This window comes from Salsipaludibacter albus, assembly GCF_019798055.1.
Taxonomy (GTDB): domain Bacteria; phylum Actinomycetota; class Nitriliruptoria; order Nitriliruptorales; family Nitriliruptoraceae; genus Salsipaludibacter; species Salsipaludibacter albus.
Map to the genome: position 1 here is coordinate 26,649 of NZ_JAHOPH010000012.1, position 15,815 is coordinate 42,463.

At 69.5% G+C, this 15,815-nt stretch carries 16 protein-coding genes; 9 read left to right on the top strand and 7 right to left on the bottom strand.

Annotated elements, in window-relative coordinates; genetic code table 11:
- Positions 1-45: 45 nt before the first annotated feature.
- The 3 genes from KR546_RS09215 to KR546_RS09225 are packed head-to-tail and all read left to right on the top strand — an operon-like array spanning position 46 to position 2,415.
- A complete protein-coding gene (locus tag KR546_RS09215; RefSeq protein WP_238444417.1) occupies positions 46-219 on the top strand; it encodes a hypothetical protein in 174 nt (57 codons plus the stop codon).
- A gap of 1 nt (position 220) precedes the next feature.
- Positions 221-1,750, top strand: a complete 1,530-nt coding sequence (locus KR546_RS09220) for a TrkH family potassium uptake protein (protein WP_238444418.1) — start codon at positions 221-223, stop codon at positions 1,748-1,750.
- Positions 1,747-2,415 carry a hypothetical protein gene (locus tag KR546_RS09225; RefSeq protein WP_238444419.1) on the top strand — a complete coding sequence of 223 codons (669 nt, stop codon included), beginning with the start codon at positions 1,747-1,749 and terminating at the stop codon, positions 2,413-2,415. Before KR546_RS09220 ends, KR546_RS09225 begins: the two co-directional genes overlap by 4 nt.
- Positions 2,416-2,452: 37 nt before the next feature.
- Here KR546_RS09225 and KR546_RS09230 read toward each other — a convergent pair whose 3' ends face one another.
- Both KR546_RS09230 and KR546_RS09235 read right to left on the bottom strand, forming a co-directional pair.
- Positions 2,453-2,785: a YnfA family protein gene (locus KR546_RS09230; protein WP_238444492.1), complete on the bottom strand. Its 333-nt coding sequence runs from the start codon at positions 2,783-2,785 to the stop codon at positions 2,453-2,455.
- 31 nt (positions 2,786-2,816) lie between these two features.
- Positions 2,817-2,978 carry a hypothetical protein gene (locus KR546_RS09235; RefSeq protein WP_238444501.1) on the bottom strand — a complete coding sequence of 54 codons (162 nt, stop codon included), beginning with the start codon at positions 2,976-2,978 and terminating at the stop codon, positions 2,817-2,819.
- Positions 2,979-3,168: 190 nt separating this feature from the next.
- On the opposite strand from KR546_RS09235, the gene KR546_RS19690 reads away from it, so the two are divergent.
- From KR546_RS19690 to KR546_RS09260, 5 genes are all read left to right on the top strand, one after another.
- A complete protein-coding gene (locus KR546_RS19690) occupies positions 3,169-4,311 on the top strand; it encodes a N(5)-(carboxyethyl)ornithine synthase (protein ID WP_238444420.1) in 1,143 nt (380 codons plus the stop codon).
- A 105-nt stretch (positions 4,312-4,416) separates the two neighbouring features.
- Positions 4,417-4,662, top strand: a complete 246-nt coding sequence (locus tag KR546_RS09245) for a hypothetical protein (RefSeq protein WP_238444421.1) — start codon at positions 4,417-4,419, stop codon at positions 4,660-4,662.
- A 286-nt stretch (positions 4,663-4,948) separates the two neighbouring features.
- The gene (locus KR546_RS09250) at positions 4,949-5,683 is read left to right on the top strand and encodes a DUF2268 domain-containing putative Zn-dependent protease (RefSeq protein ID WP_238444422.1); all 735 of its coding nucleotides are present in this window, start codon (positions 4,949-4,951) and stop codon (positions 5,681-5,683) included.
- A gap of 155 nt (positions 5,684-5,838) precedes the next feature.
- The gene (locus tag KR546_RS09255) at positions 5,839-6,507 is read left to right on the top strand and encodes an isochorismatase family protein (RefSeq protein ID WP_238444423.1); all 669 of its coding nucleotides are present in this window, start codon (positions 5,839-5,841) and stop codon (positions 6,505-6,507) included.
- 133 nt (positions 6,508-6,640) lie between these two features.
- A complete protein-coding gene (locus KR546_RS09260) occupies positions 6,641-7,252 on the top strand; it encodes a dihydrofolate reductase family protein (RefSeq protein ID WP_238444424.1) in 612 nt (203 codons plus the stop codon).
- 142 nt (positions 7,253-7,394) lie between these two features.
- Here KR546_RS09260 and KR546_RS09265 read toward each other — a convergent pair whose 3' ends face one another.
- From KR546_RS09265 to KR546_RS09275, 3 genes are all read right to left on the bottom strand, one after another.
- Positions 7,395-9,092: a SulP family inorganic anion transporter gene (locus KR546_RS09265; protein ID WP_238444425.1), complete on the bottom strand. Its 1,698-nt coding sequence runs from the start codon at positions 9,090-9,092 to the stop codon at positions 7,395-7,397.
- A gap of 34 nt (positions 9,093-9,126) precedes the next feature.
- On the bottom strand, positions 9,127-9,504 hold the full coding sequence (locus tag KR546_RS09270; RefSeq protein WP_238444426.1) for a DUF1622 domain-containing protein: 378 nt from the start codon (positions 9,502-9,504) through the stop codon (positions 9,127-9,129).
- Between the two features lie 111 nt (positions 9,505-9,615).
- Entirely contained in the window at positions 9,616-9,999 is a 384-nt protein-coding gene (locus KR546_RS09275; protein ID WP_238444427.1) for an SHOCT domain-containing protein, read from the bottom strand.
- Between the two features lie 260 nt (positions 10,000-10,259).
- On the opposite strand from KR546_RS09275, the gene KR546_RS19695 reads away from it, so the two are divergent.
- A complete protein-coding gene (locus tag KR546_RS19695) occupies positions 10,260-12,521 on the top strand; it encodes a winged helix-turn-helix domain-containing protein (protein ID WP_238444428.1) in 2,262 nt (753 codons plus the stop codon).
- Positions 12,522-12,554: 33 nt separating this feature from the next.
- On the opposite strand, the gene KR546_RS09285 is transcribed toward KR546_RS19695, so the two are convergent.
- Together KR546_RS09285 and KR546_RS09290 are read right to left on the bottom strand one after the other, a co-directional pair.
- Entirely contained in the window at positions 12,555-15,455 is a 2,901-nt protein-coding gene (locus tag KR546_RS09285) for an arylsulfatase (RefSeq protein WP_238444429.1), read from the bottom strand.
- 174 nt (positions 15,456-15,629) lie between these two features.
- Positions 15,630-15,767, bottom strand: a complete 138-nt coding sequence (locus tag KR546_RS09290; RefSeq protein ID WP_238444430.1) for a hypothetical protein — start codon at positions 15,765-15,767, stop codon at positions 15,630-15,632.
- Positions 15,768-15,815: the final 48 nt, after the last annotated feature.

The following is a 15,815-nucleotide window of genomic DNA, read 5'->3' on the forward strand; positions in this document are numbered from 1 at the left end:
CCCTGTTGAGCACGCGTTGACCCCACCCGGTCGTAGCGTCCCACCATGCGTCACACCACCGATCATTTGAGGACCCGCCAACTGGCCCGTCGCTGCCTTGGCTGGATGCAGGGGTGGTGGCGAGAGGCCGTCCGTGGCGTCGCGCTGGTGGCCATGGCCATGGCGACGTGGTGGGCCGCGATGCTGCTGGTCACGGTCGCGGCCACCGGAGCATCCTGAAATGGCCGGGATCCTGCTGACCGTGCGGCCATCCAACGCCGACCTGCTGGGGGGCGTGCACCACCTCGGCCGGCTGCTCGCGGTCGTGGGCTATTCGATGCTCGCGCCGCTGGCCGTCGGGGTGGCCCTGCGCGAGTGGCGATCAGTGACCGCGCTCGCGACCTCCGTGGGCGTGACCCTGCTGGTCGCGGCCCTGCTGGAACGCCTCCAGCGTCCGGAGGTCGCGCCGCGGCTGACCTGGGGCACGGGTGCGGCGACGGTCGCGGTGACCTGGTTGGTCGCCCCGGCATTCGGGACCCTGCCGCTGTGGCTGACCGGCGTCTACTCCTCGGGGTTGGACGCCTACTTCGACGGCGTGTCCGCCCTCACCACCAGCGGGCTGTCGCTGGCCCTCGACCTGGACCACCTGCCCCAGTCCCTGAACCTGTGGCGTCACCTCATGCAGTTCCTCGGCGGCCAGGGCATCGTGATCGTCGCGTTCGCGCTCGCCACCAGTTCGGGCGGGAACCTGTCGACCCTGTCGTCCGTGGAGGGCCGCCAGGAACCCATCCTGCCCAACGTCGTCACCACCGCCCGGTTCATCGCCCGGGTCGCGGGCACCTACCTGGCCTTCGGCACCCTTGCCCTGTGGGCTGCGCTGCTGGCCGGCGGGTTCACCCCGGTCCGGGGCCTGCTGCACGCTGCAGACCTGGCCATGGCCGCCTTCTCCACCGGCGGGTTCGCCCCCATGTCGACATCCGTCGGCTACTACCACTCGATCTCGACCGAGCTGGTCCTGTCAGTGTTGATGCTGGCCGGCGCCGCCTCGTTCCACCTGCACTTCCAGCTGTGGAGACACGGTCCCCACGAAATCACCCGCAACTCCGAGTTCCGCACCATGGTCGTCACGCTGACGACGCTGACGGCTGCAACCGTGGTCGGACTGGCTGCGACCGGTACCTACCACGACGTCGAAGCCCTGTTGCGCAAGGGCGCGTTCACCGCCCTGTCCGCCCACACCACCACCGGGTTCGCCGTCGTTGCCGGACCGGCCTACGAAACCCAGTGGGGCGTGCTCGTCCCGGCACTGCTCGTGATCGCCATGGCCATCGGCGCCATGGGTGCATCCACCGGCGGCGGGATCAAGGTCGTCCGCGTCATGCTGGCCGCCAAGGCCGTCGGCGAAGAGATCCGCCGCGCACTGCTGCCCGACGCAGCGGTCGTGGTCAGCCGCTACCACGCCGGCCAGCGCAGACTCCTCAGCGACCGCGCCATCCGCTCCGCCACCCTGGTCGGACTGCTCTTCCTGGGGACCTACCTGCTCGGCAGCCTCGTCGCGCTCGGCTACGGCTACGGACTGGAACAGGCGCTGTTCGAGTCCACGTCCGCAACCGCAACCATCGGACTGACCTCGGGCCTGCTGGCCCCAGACATCCCCGCCCTGCTGAAGGTCACCTACATCGTGCAGATGTGGCTCGGGCGCCTGGAGTTCATGGCCTGCTTCGTCCTCGCCGGCTACCTCCTCACCATCCTGCGAACACGCCGACCATGAACCCGCACCGACGCACCGTCCCACCGGGCACCGCCAAACGCCTGGCCGCCCTGGTCGTCGTCCTGGCCGTGCTGATCGTCGCCCTGGGCTGGCTACGCGCCCGCCTGCCGGGTGGCACACCCGCGCCCGGACCGGTGGCCGGACTGGCACAGCTCCCTCCCCTGGCAACCTGCGACGGCCCATCCACCACGCCCATCCGGATCACCAGCAGCCTCGCCGTGCAGTGCGGCCAACGCTTCGACGACCGCACCATCCACTACGCCGGCGAAGTCGTCGGTGACGTCCTCGAACGCGACCGCGGCGCCTGGGTCCAACTCAACGACGACGCCTACGCCCTGGACCTCGGACCCCTCCCACGAACCGGCATCCAGGCCGGCACCAACAGCGGACTCGCCGTCTGGCTCCCAACCGACGCCGGGACCACGTGGACACCCGGACGACACGACCGTCGCGGCGACGTCCTCGCCATCACCGGAACCTTCCACCACGCCGACCCCGACGACGGCGGAGGCACCACCATCCACGCCCAGTCCATCGCCACCATCGCCCCCGCCACCGCACCCGAACCGCGCGCCCCATCCGGAACGGTCATCGTGCTCGCCGCCACCACCCTCCTGGCAGCAGCAACGCTGCGCACCCGCCCCATCCCCACGCGCCGACCCTGACCCGTGCGGGCCCATCCGTGCCGCGTCGACGAGTGGGTCAGGTGCGTGGGGCGTACATGATGATGGCCATCCCGGCCAGGCACACCGTCGCGCCGATGAGGTCCCAGCGGTCGGGTCGGAAGCCCTCGAACGCCATGCCCCACAGGATCGACCCGGCGATGAAGATTCCTCCGTAGGCCGCGAAGACCCGGCCGAACTCGGCTTCGGGTTGCAGGGTCGCGATCGCGCCGTAGCCGGCCAGGGCGAGCCCGCCCGCGACCACCCATGGCCAGCCGCGGTCGTCGCGCAGACCCTGCCACACCATCCATGCACCCCCGATCTCGGCCACGGCCGCGATCGCGAACAACACCAGCGAACGAGCGACCATCAGGCGACCCCTGGCGAAGGCGAGACGACCGCGGTCATGCTGCCAGCCGTTGGGCGATCTCGTCGTTGTTCGCGTCCAGGACGCAGCCGTGGTCCGCGGCGTCCCACACCTGGGTGTCCAGGAGGCGGTGGGCAGTGCGGTGTGGGGTGCGGTCGAGGTGGCCACACAGCACGCCGTACTCGAGCTCGACGTCCATGAACATGCTCCTTCATCGGTGGTGGTGACGCTAGGACCTTCGACCCGCTCCAACGCGAGGTCGGGTCCGGACGAATTGTTGAGATCGGTGTGAATGCGCGACGGCGGCCAGCCAGGACGACCCACGCGACTGGGGGAGGGCGTGCGACGTGGCGGATAGCGTCGCACGTCGTGCGACGATCGAGGATCTCGTGGAACGGCTCACCATCGGCGTGGTCGGCACCACCCGCAAGCCGGACGAACGCCGGCGTCCCGTCCACCCTGCCCACCTGGACCGCATCGACGTGGCGGTGCGCGAGCACCTCCTGTTCGAGCGTGGCTACGGCGAGCCCTTCGGCGTGGAGGACGACGAGATCGCCCGCCACGTCAGTGGCGTGGTCGATCGCGCAGAACTTCTCGAACGGGCCGAGGTCGTGTTGATGCCCAAGCCCCTGGCCGCCGACGTCGCGGAGATGCGCCCGGGCCAGGTGTTGTGGGGCTGGCCGCACCTGGTGCAGGATCCCGAGGTCACCCAGTTGGCCATCGATCGCCGGCTGTCGGTGATCGCGTGGGAGTCGATGAACCACTGGAACGCCGATGGCTCGTACTCGTTGCACGTGTTCCATCTCAACAACGAGATCGCCGGGTACGCCGCGGTCATCCATGCGCTCCAGTTGCGGGGCGCCACTGGCCACTACGGACGGCAGCTCCGGGCCGCGGTCATCTCCTTCGGGGCGACCGCCCGCGGCGCGGTCCGGGCGCTGGACGCGATGGGCGTCCACGACGTCGAGGTCATCACCCAGCGTGACAGCCCCGCGGTCGCCGCGCCGTTCGCCAACGTGGTGATGGGACGGTTCGAACGACTGGCGGACGATCCGAGCCGGGCACGGGTCCTGCGCCGAGGAGGACCGCAGGCGACCCAGGACTTCCTGGCCGAGCACGACATCGTGGTGAACTGCGTCCTGCAGGACACCACGGCACCACTGGTGTTCGCCGACGACCCGTTCGCCTTCGCGCCGGGCACGATCGTCGTCGACGTGTCGGTGGACGAGGGCATGGGCTTCTCCTGGTCGCGTCCGACGTCGTTCGCCGACCCGATGTTCACCGTCGGCGACCAGGTCCACCACTACGCCGTCGACCACACGCCGTCGCTGTACTGGGAGTCCGCCACGTGGACCATCAGCGAGGCCCTGCTCCCCTACCTGGACGTCGTGCAGCGCGGGCCGGCCACGTGGTCCGACGACCCGACGATCTCGCGTGCCCTGGAGATCGAGGACGGCGAGGTCCGCAACGAGCGGATCCTGGCCTTCCAGCACCGCGCCTCGTCCCATCCGCATGCGGTCCGCAGCAGCTGATCGCTGGCCGTGGGAGGCGTCGTGCACGAGTTGCCTCGAGACGGTGCCAGAACGATTGACAGCACTCCTAGGCTGATCGCACACCCCCGGTTCGGGACACCTCCCATGATGACCACGCTCCAGCGCGACGCCGAACTGATCCGGGCGTCACCGACGCTGCAGATCCTGCAGAGCTCCCTGGCCAGCGTCCTCGTGCTTTCACTGCTCACCCTGGTGGTGGGTGACTACCTCCTGGGGCTGCCCTTCGGTGCCCGGACGATCGTCATTGCCCTGGTCGTGGGGGCGGCGGCTGGACTGGTCGTGCTCTATGCCGTCGTCCATCGTCGGAGACGGAACGCCACCAGCCGGTGAGATCGCCGGGCCTGATGCACGGGCGATCCGACGGCGACCGGGGAGAAGTTGGGAATCGGCGACGGGTCCATACGATGGCAGGACGTCTGTGGGTGAGGGATGCATGCGGTTTCGGCTGCCGGCAGTGGTGGCCCTGATCGTTGTCACTGCGGCGTGCACCGCCACCGAACAGTCCCGACCGCGTCCCGATGCGACGCCATCGGCTGCGTCGTCGACCGAGCCCACCCCGGCAGGTCAGTCGACCAGCGAACCCGCGCCGACCGACGCTGCCCCATCACCCCCTGCCGTGTCCGATGGACTACCCGAGGTCCAGGTCTGGGTCGAGCCGGCCCTCGACGAGGAGGTCGGTGACCAGTTCGACGTCCATCTCGACGAGCTCGTGCGGCATGCGGTGATCGAGGCCACACGACGGCTCCCCTCCCGTACGGAGTCCGTCAGCGTCTCCGTGGCCCAGGAGCCGTCACGAGTCATCATCCCGCACCTGGGTCTGGGGGCGTGGGCGACCCACGACATCGCTGTTGCCGTGGATCCCGACAGCGACCACCTCGGGGCCGGGCTGGCCCACCTGCCGACGCTGGTCGCGCACGAGACCCATCACCCGTGGCGCTCCACCTCCGGCGGCGGAGGTCCCCAGGGACTGGCCGCGGCGGCCGTGGCCGAAAGGTTGGCAGACCACTTCGCACGTGAGGTCCACCCCGAGATTCCACCACAGCCCTGGACCCGGGCCATTCCCGAAGCCAACCACGCGGACTGGTGGAGGCGGTTGACCGCGGCCGACGGCGACGACGTCGACATGGACGACCATGACCGCTGGTTCTTCGGGGCCGGCGACGTTCCCGCGTGGACCGGCTACACCCTCGGGTGGGAACTGGTCGGCGACTACCTCGCCTGCCACGACACGCTTGCCAGTGACCACGTGTCGACGCCGTGGGAACGCATCGTCGCAGGTGCAGGCCACCCGTGGACGCGTCCGGAGAGCAACGAGGCGAAGCCTTGCGGATCTCGCCCGTCGGACGGATGATCACCGGCTGCTCGAGTTCCGGGAGGCTCCGGTCCAGGTGGCAATCCCCGTGCTCCTCCCAAGGCCGCCTCAATGTGGACTGAAAGCCCTCGGAGGCACTCCTCGGGGAACCGAGTACCGTCGCCGCCTTGTTGCTGGCACGGCCGGAGAAGCTCATGATCGAACGATTCGGCCCGGAGACGGCCCTTCTCCTCATCGATGTGCAAGTCGGCGTCAACGACCTGCGCCACTGGGGTGGGCCCGCGGGTCGTCGCAACAACCCGGCAGCCGAGGACATGCAGCGGGCGCTGCTGGCGACGTTCCGAGATGCTGCACTCCCAGTCGCCTTCACCGTGCACGACTCGCGCGAACCTGACTCACCATTGCGCCTGTCCCTCCCGACGGGTCGCCAGATCCCGGGTCTGGAGCCTGCCGGCGGTGATGTCGTGGTGATCAAGCACACCAACAGCGGCTTCGTGGGCACGGGCCTGGAGGTCGACCTGCGCCGGTCGCGGATCAGCCGACTCGTCATCGCCGGGTTCTTCACCAACATGTGCGTCGACACGACGGTCCGGATGGCCGGCAACCTCGGCTTCGACACCTACACCGTCGGTGATGCCTGTGCGACCATCAACCGGGTTGGCCTCGACGGGGTCGACCACGATCCCGAGGTCGTGCACGACCTCAGCCTGGCCTCGCAGAACGGAGAATTCTGCACCGTGCTGTCCACCCAGGACGTCCAGCGGCTCACGTCGGCCGACGTGGCGCAGTTGGATCGTGTCCAGGGCAACGAACCCGCCAGCCCGGCTCCATCCGATCGCACCAACACCAGGATCGACGTCTGAACGTCGACGTCCAGGCACCCCGGTCGACCGGCCGTGAGGTCATTGCGCTGGCTGCTTCGAGCTCGGCGGATGAGTGTCCGGGCGATGAGTTCGTGCACGACGAAGCGTCTGACTTGTCGACGAAGGAGCATCCATGACTGCACCTGGACGCCGAACGGGACCGAGGGTCATCGGCGACATCTCGATGTCGGTCGACGGTTTCGTGACCTGCCCCGACCCGGGCCCCGATCGCGGCCTCGGCCGTGGGGGCGAGCCGCTGCATGCGTGGGCGATCGACAGCACGCACGACGTCGACCGGAACGTCCTTGCGCGCTCGTCCGCGGCGAGCGGAGCGGTGGTGATGGGGCGTCGCCTGTTCGACATCATCGACAGTTCCCACGGTTGGAACGACGAGATGGGCTACGGCGCCGACCAGGCCGCCACGCCGCCCTTCTTCGTGGTGACCCGGTCGCCACCCGCCCGGGTCCGGCTGGACCTGGACTTCACCTTCGTCGACACACCGGCCGAGGCCATCGAGCGCGCCCGGACAGCGTCGGGCGAGCAGGATGTCGTCGTGATGGGCGGAGCCATGGTCCTGCGCTCCTGCCTCGACGAGGGGTTGCTCGACGAGCTGCGCCTGCACGTCGCGCCGATCCTGCTCGGCGGCGGCACCCCGTTGTTCGATGCTGTCGACCGCCGGGAGTTGGGCCAACGCGAGGTCGTGGTGTCGCCCCACGCCACCCATCTCACCTATCAGCTTCGTTGATCGACGGCCGTCGCGGCAGGCCGGATCCCGAGGTTGGCCCATCCTCGGACCAGGGGACGGCACGACCGAGGAGGCGGCGCGGATTCAGTCCTCGATGACGTCGAGCCCCTGTGCTCGCAGGTCGGGTGGGCTCGACGATGATTCAGGTTCCCGTCGCGACCCGTGGGCCGCCAGTCTGTTGGCGATGCGCCTCGATCACGTCGTGGACGGTTGCGAACACGGCGTCGTCGCCGACCAGTTCCAGCGTTCCGAACGTCTCGAGTTCGTCGCGGACGTCGTCGGAGAGCCCGGACAGGACGAGCTTGGCGTCGTGGCCGGCCAGCTGGCCGACGACCTGGCGCAGCGTCTCGGCGGCGGAGTAGTCGACGTCGGCGACCGAACTGGCCTCGAGGCAGAACCAGTCGATCGGCGGGTCGACCTGCTCGACCAGTTCGAGCACTTCCTCGGCGAACTGGTTGGCGTTGGCGTAGTAGAGGCTGTGGGCGAAGTGGTACACGACCAGGCCGGGGCGCAGCGTCCTGGCCGTGTCGAGGGGAAACGATTCGATCACGCCGTCCGGGTTGCGTGCCACCAGCGTGTTGCGTGGCTTGTAGCTGCGACGCAGGTGGATCACGATCGACAGGAAGATGGCCAGCAGGATCCCCTGCAGGACGCCGACGAAGACGACCACGACCGCCGTCAGCAGGGCGACCCAGAACTCCTCGCGTCGCAGGCGGAAGATCTTGCGCATGCCCGCGACGTCGACCAGGTCGAGTCCGATCAGGAACACGACGGTGGCCAGGACGGCGGTGGGCAGGTACTGCAGCGGCTCGGTCAGGAACAGCAGCACCACGACCACGATCGCCACCATGGTGAGGCTCGTGACCTGGGTCCGACCGCCGACGCTGTCGGCCATCTGGGTCTTGGTGGGGCTGCCGTTGACGGCGAACGCCCCGGTCAGTCCGGCCGCGACGTTGGACAGCCCCAGGCCGACCAGGTCGGTGTCCTCGTCGAACGACTCGTCGTACTTCGCGGCGTAGGCCCGCGACGTGGCCGCACTCTGGGCGAGGATGACGACGAACAGCGACACCGCGACACCCACCAGTACGGCGATGTCGCTGGTGTCCACCGATGGGAAGGTGAGGCTCGGCAGGCCGCTCGGGAGGGGGCCCAACGTGGCGATCCCGTGGTCGGTGAAGTCCCACGCCGCGCTCGCCACGATCGCGCCGACCACCGCGACCAGCGTCCACGGGAAGGACCGTGACAGCAGCCGCCCCCCTCGGATGACCACCGCGACCCCGAGCGCGACGCCCACCGTGGCGAGGCTGGCCTGCGACAGGTCCGCGACGACGTTGACCAGTTGCGCGACCGGTCCGGACCCCTCCTTGGGCAACCCGAACATGTCCGGGACCTGACCGACCGCGACCTGGATCCCGACACCCGTGAGGAACCCGACCAGCACCGTTCGGGACAGGAAGTCGGCGATGAAGCCCAGCCGCGCGACCCGGGCGAGCAGCAGGAGGATGCCGGTGATGATGGCCACCATCCCGGCCAGTGCGACATAGTCGTCCGTCCCGGCGGACGCCATCCCGGCGATCCCGGCTGCCAGCAGTGCCGCGGTCGCCGAGTCCGCACCGACAACCAGGTGGCGGGACGAGCACAGGATCGCGAACACCGCGGTCGGGACCACGAGGGTGTACAGGCCCGTGATGATCGGCATCCCCGCGATCGTTGCGTAGCCCAACGCCGTCGGGATGGCGAGTGCTGCGAGCGTGATGCCGGCAAGGAGGTCGCGAGGCAGGGCGGCTCGGTCCAGTGGGCGGATCCCGGCCAACAGGGCAGGTCCGGATGTTCGTGCCATCGACGCCTCGTTTCTCGGGCGGGTGAGGTGGGGATCACCCCTGTTGTGATGGCCCGGTTTGGTGCGTGCGAGCCTGCAGCTCTGCGCGGCGCCATGGCGCGACGCCGTCGATCTCGGCGTCCAGCGAGAGGCTCAGCACGGTTCGCACGACCACGAGGACGGCCAGGATCAGCACGCTCTCGAGGGTGCTCTCGACGGCCACGGTCTTGACGACGTCTGCTGCGACGAGGACCTCGAGGCCGAGCAGCAGGGTGCGACCGAAGCGCCGGCGCATCGACTCGTACAGGCTCGGGCCCGAGGCGCGTTCGACGACCGCCCGAACGGCCGTGAAGACGGCGCCGAGGATGAGGATCGCGACGCCGACCACCTCGAAGGCCTGCGCGACCAGGTCCATGGTTTCCGTGAGTTCCATGCGCCGCTCCTCTGGTCGCCGCGATCACCATCCGTCCGGGGGACGTTCGCGTTCGCGCTCCAGGTCGTAGCCCAGGACGGCAACCAGTTCCTGGGGCGACGCACCGGCCTCTCAGGCAGTCCCCATAAGGTGGGCCTTGGCGGCGGAGAAATCGGCGTCGTTGATCGTGCCGTCGTCGTGCAGCCGGGCCAGCTTGGCGAGTTCGTCCGACAGGCTGGTCGTGCCCGCAGCCGACTGGATGTAGTCCCTCGTGGCCGCGTCCTGTGCCTGGGCGTCCGCCACGGCGCGGTTGCGCATGTCGTCGCCTCGGGCGATCAGGTAGACGAACACGCCCAGGTAGGGAAGGACGATCACGAAGATCGACCACATCGTCTTGCCCCAGCCGGACAGGTCGGCGCTGCGGAAGATGTCGCCGAACACCTGGAAGAGCAGCATCATCCAGATGAAGAACAGGAAGAACCAGAAGATCGAGAGCAGGACGTCTCCGGTACCCATGGTGGTGACTCCTCGGGGTCAGGATCCCGGTGCCCGGGATCGGATGCTGGAGGCGCACCATCTGTGTTGTCGCGCTGGTCTCCAACGATGGGCACCATCGTGCGGTCATGCCGGTCGCTCGGCATCATCCGCTTCGGACGAGATGCCTGACGGGCGACGCGTGCGGCTTCGGCTGGTTTCGGTCGGTCCCCGTCCCTAGAGTCGGAGATTGCGGCCAGCCGTCGGCGGGCTCGAGGGTCCGGGCACGGGGAGAAGCGAGCGTGGATGAGTCCGCACCGCCCGTCTCGACCGCGGTCGAGCGGCCCTCCACCTTCCCGCTGGACGCGTCCAGGCTCCGTCTGCCGTTCGTCCGCCCGGGCATCGTCCGGCGCTCGATCGTGCTGGAACGGCTCGATGCCGAGGAACCGTCGTCGGTCCTGTTGGTCGTGGCGGGTGCGGGCTACGGCAAGACCACGATGCTGCACCAGTGGGTGACCGGACGGACCGGCGCCGTCGCGTGGCTGAACCTCGCCCCCGAGGACAATGATCCCACGGTCCTGTTGACCTATCTCGCCACGGCGCTCGGGAGCGTGGTGGCGCTCGATTCGGACGTGTTCGCCGAGCTTGCCAACGAGTATCCGTCCACGACGCTGGTCTCCCAGCTGGTCGCCAACTCCCTCACCGATCCTGCCGAACCGGTCGTGCTGGTCCTTGACGACCTCCACGCGCTCGTCAACCCTGCGTGCCTCGACGTCGTCGATCGCCTGGTGCGCCAGGCCTCGCCGACGGCGCGCGTCGCGCTGTCCAGTCGTCGGATGCCCGGGGGCTCGATCCCCCGCCTGCGTGCACGGGGAAGTGTGGTCGAGGTCGGGCCCGACGACCTGGCCATGGGACCGGCGGAGGCCACCGAACTGTGGGCCGGCTCGGGTCTCGAGTTGTCCGCGGCCGATGCCGAGCCCCTCGTCGAGGTCACCGAGGGATGGCCGGTGGCGCTGTACCTGGCGGCCCGGTCCGCCCGTGCCCGGGACGCGTCCGGGCAGGTCCCGGCGCGTGGGGTGTCCGGACGCTCGGTCGTCGAGTACATCCATGCCGAGCTGCTGTCGTCGTTGGACGCCGAGACCGTGCAGTTCCTGACGCGGTCGGCGGTCCTGGACCAGATGTCGGGCCCCTCCTGCGACGCGGTCCTGCGGACCTTCGGCTCGGGCGAGCGCCTCGAGGAGTACGCCCGGGTCAACCTGCTGGTGGTACCACTGGACGAGGACGGGACCTGGTACCGGTACCACCACCTGTTCCGCGACCTGTTGCTCGCCGAGCTGGACCGCCGCGAGCCCGGGCTGGTCCACGAGCTGCAGGCCCGCGCCGCGCAGTGGCACCAGGCCCACGGATCCATGGACGAGGCCGTCGAGTACGCCATGGCCGCCGAGGACGTCGGTCGTGCGGCGTCGATCGTGGCCAACCACGTACCGAAGCTGTACCAGCAAGGTCGCTCGGAAACGCTGGCGCGGTGGTTCGCGTGGTTCGACGCTCGCGATGCCATGGTCTCCCACGCCCCGGTGGCGGTCGCCGGCGCATGGTGGGCAGCCCTGCAGGGCCGTGCAGCCATGGCAGACCGGTGGGCGACGGCGGCGGCCCAGGCCCGACGTCGCGACAGCGCCGGGGCCGACCTGGGTCGCGCCATCGACGGTCCCATCGCGCTCGTCGAGGCGGTCCTGTGCCGTCATGGCGTCGCCCGGGCGCTCGACGACATCGTCACCGCGGAACGCCTGTTTCCCCCGGACCACCCGTGGCGTCACGCACTGCTGCTCATGGCCGGCGTCACCAGGCTGGCCACGGGAGCGTCGTCGGCCGCCGATCGGGTGCTGGTCGAGGCGACGGAGGTTGCGCAGGAGAACGGTGCTGGTCCAGCCCTTTCCACCGCACTGGCCGAGCGAGCGCTTCTCGCGCTGGCCCGTGGCGAGGGTGACGAAGCTCGCCGGCTGGGCAACCGGGCCGTCGACGTGGTCGAGCAAGGTCGGCTTCGGGGCGACGCAGGCAGCGCCGTGGTGTTCGCCGTCGCCGGCCGTATTGCCAGTCGTGACGGCGACCGTCAGCGTGCCCGCGCGCTGCTCGCAGGCTTCCAGCGGGCTCGCGGTGGACTCACCCACGCGATGCCACTCCTCGCGGTCCAGGCCAGGGTCGAAGCCATGCGGGCCCTGCTCGCCCTGTCCGATGGCGCCGGCGCGCGAACCCTGCTCCGCGAAGCCGACGAGATCGTGCGCATCCGGCCCGGACTCGGACAGTTGGAGGCCCAGGTGGAGGATGTGCGTGCCCTGGTGGACGCGATCCCCGCCGACGTGCTCGGGGCGTCCACTCTCACGGAGGCGGAACTGCGCCTGCTCCCGCTGCTGCAGACCCACCACACCTTCCGGGGCATCGGCGAACAGTTGTTCCTCTCCCCCAACACGGTCAAGACCCAGGCCATCTCGATCTACCGCAAGCTGGGCGTCTCGTCACGCAGCAGCGCGGTCGCCAGCGCCGTGGAGATGGGCCTGCTCGACGGGTGACCCCCGTTGACGGTCACCGTGTGTCGAGGGTCGTCAACCCGCGGCTCCCTGGCCCACGGCCTGCATGGCTGCGTGTTCGTGCAGGTCCTGTTCGGCCTCGTGGTGGCCTGGCTTGAGGTCGAAGACCACCTTGTGCACCGTGCCGGTGAAGGCGTAGGGGGCCCGGTCGCGGTAGTCGCGATCGACCACCAGGCCGTTGTCGCGGCCGACGTCCATGCCGGCGTAGGTCGAGAACGCCACCGGCACGGTCCGGTCGATCCGGCCCCCGCCGATCTGGTCGCCGTTCGCCCACAGCGACACGTTCCCGGCCGTTCCCGGTACGGGCTCGTCGGCCTCGAACAGCATCGTGACCTGGACGTCGCCGGTGGGCAGGGGATCGTCCGAGGTCTGCACGAACGTGTCCACCCCGAGGAAGGAGTAGGTGTGGCGCAGCCGACCGTCCGGGTCCACCCACAGCGCGAACCCGCCCATGTCGTCGGCGTTCGCGACCAGCACGCCCTCGGCGCCGGCCTCGGGGACGGTGAGTTCGGCCTCGATCGCGTACGACCTGCCGTAGACCCGTGGGACCATCCCGCGTTGCACGTTCTGGACGTCGCCCTGGAACGTGTACCGGCTCACCGTCGGCATCGGGGGGAGGAGCCCGAAGAAGATCGACATCCCGCCCAGCAGCGGCAGCACCCGGTGTCGCTCCGCCTCGCTCCAGAACAACTCCTTGAGCTCCGCCAACCGCTCCGGGTGCTCGTCGGCGAGGTCGACCGCCTGGGAGAAGTCGTCCGTGAGGTGGTACAGCTCCCACTGGTCGGCCTCGGGGTCGTAGACCCCGGGTGCGAACCGCTGCATCGTGGCTGGTGTGAAGTCCCACGGGACCCGGTCGAGCCGTGCACAGGCCCACCAGCCGTCCTTGTAGATGGCGCGGTTGCCCATGGACTCGAAGTACTGGACGGTGTGGCGCTCCTCGGCATCGGCGTCGTCGAAGGTGTGGGAGAAGCTCGTGCCGTCCATCGGTTCCTGCGTGATGCCGTCGACCGTGTCCGGCTCGGGGATGCCAGCGGCCGCGAGGATCGTCGGACCGATGTCGATCGCGTGGGTGAACTGGCTGCGCAGCTCGCCCCGGGCCGCGATCCGCTCCGGCCATGCCATGACCATCGGGTTGCGGGTCCCGCCCAGGTGGCTGCCGGTCTGCTTGCCCCACTGGAACGGGGTGTTGCCCGCCCAGGCCCATGCCGAGGCATAGTGGGGGGCGGTGTCGATGCCGCCCAGGGCGTCGACGCCACCGTGGCGATCGATGAGCTCGAGCTGCTGTTGGGGGGTCAATGGCACCCCGTTGAGGAAGGTGGTCTCGTTGAACGACCCCGTGATGGTCCCCTCCATGCTGGCACCGTTGTCGCCCCAGATGTAGATGACCAGCGTGTTGTCCAGGTCACCCATCTCCTCGATCGAGTCCAACAGGCGCCCGACGTTCCAGTCCGCGTTCTCCGAGAACCCCGCGTAGACCTCCATCTGGCGGGCGTAGAGGGTCTTCTCGGCATCCGACAGCGAGTCCCACGCCGGGAACAGGTCGGGTCGTTCGGTGAGCTCGGCGTCCGCGGGCACGATGCCCAGCTCCTTCTGCCGCGCGAACACCTCCTCGCGGTAGGCGTCCCAGCCAGCGTCGAACCGGCCGGCGTACTTGTCGGCCCAGGACTTGGCGACGTGGTGCGGGGCATGGGAGCAGCCCGTCGAGTAGTACATGAACCAGGGCTTGTCCGGATCCTGGGCCCGCACCGCGTGCAGCCACTCCACGGACTTGTCGGTGATGTCGTCGGGGAAGTAGTACTGCTCGCCGTCCGTGCGTTCCGGGACGCCGATCGTGGCGTTGTCCTGGGTGATGATCGGGTCGTACTGCCCGGCTGCGCCACTCAGGAACCCCCACCAGTGGTCGAAGCCCCAGCCACTCGGCCAGCGGTCGAACGGACCGGCTGCTCCCTGGACGTTGTCCGGGGTCAGGTGCCACTTGCCGAACCCGCCCGTCACGTAGCCGTTGTCACGCAGGATCCGGGCGACTGGCGTGCAGCTCTTCGGGACGGCGGCGGTGTAGCCCGGGAACGGGCCCGGGTATTCGGCGATGCTGCCGAACCCGACCCGATGCTGGTTGCGGCCGGTGAGCAGGGCGGCACGGGTCGGTGAGCAGATGGCGGTCACGTGGAACCGGTTGTAGGCCAGGCCCATGTCGTGTACACGGGTCATCGCCGGGGTCGCGATCGGGCCGCCGAACGTGTCGGGATTGCCGAATCCGGCATCGTCGATCAGCACGACCAGGACGTTGGGGGCATCGGCCGGCGGTCGGGGTTGCATGACCACGGTCCAGTCGGGGACCGAGTCGCCGATCGTGCGGCCGGCCACGCCGGCGAAGGACGGGTCGTGCAGCGGCAGCACGGTCCGATCGGGATCGAACTTGCCGGCGGCCTCCGTCAGCGCAGCCCGCAGTTCGCCGATCGAGTCGCCGGTCATCTCGACCCGCGACTTGCCTGGTGAACCGTCCAGTGCGCGCTCGGCCGTGAGGAGATCGTCCCCGTCGACCAATGCCAGGATCACCGCCGTCCCGGGCGTCAACCGTTCCCCGATGCCCGTCTCGAGGCCGTCCTCGAGGCGGTGCCCGGCGAACCGTCCCACCAGGGCCCCGGCGGCCGTGCCGACCGCCACCGACGCCAGCAGCGGGGGTGCCGCCAGGCCGACCAACACACCGACGCCGCCACCCCACCCCATCCCCTTGCGGCCCAGGCGGTCACCGGTGTTCCTCACCCGGACCTGGCCGTCGTCATCGCGTTCGACCAGGATCACCCCATGCGTTCGGATCTCCTTGTCGCCAGCGAGCGCAACGAAGGCCTCGAAGTCCTCCTCTGCGGCATCGCCGCTCGGGTAGGCGGCCAGCAGCAACTGTGACGTGTCGGTCATGTCGTCGGTCCCCTGTGAATGATCGAGGCAGCCGCCTCGAACCGGATCCGGCCCACCATCGCTGATCGGCGGTCGACGCCAGAGGATCCGGGTGACACTGACCATACGACCGTCAAGGCTGGGCGCCATCATCTGATCCGGATGACCTCGGACAACCGCGCCCGGAGGGGAAACTCAGCTGTCCCGGGCGGCGCGGGCGAGGCGGCGACGCAGGGTCGCGATCTGGTCGTCGAGGTCCTCGTGCCAGCCCTGCGCACTGTGCGGTGGGAGGTCGGCGCGGGCCTGCTGGAGCTCACGCAGGCGGGTGCGCATGGCCGCCACCTCGTCAGGCCCGGGCGCCGCCGACTCCGCCGATGCCCG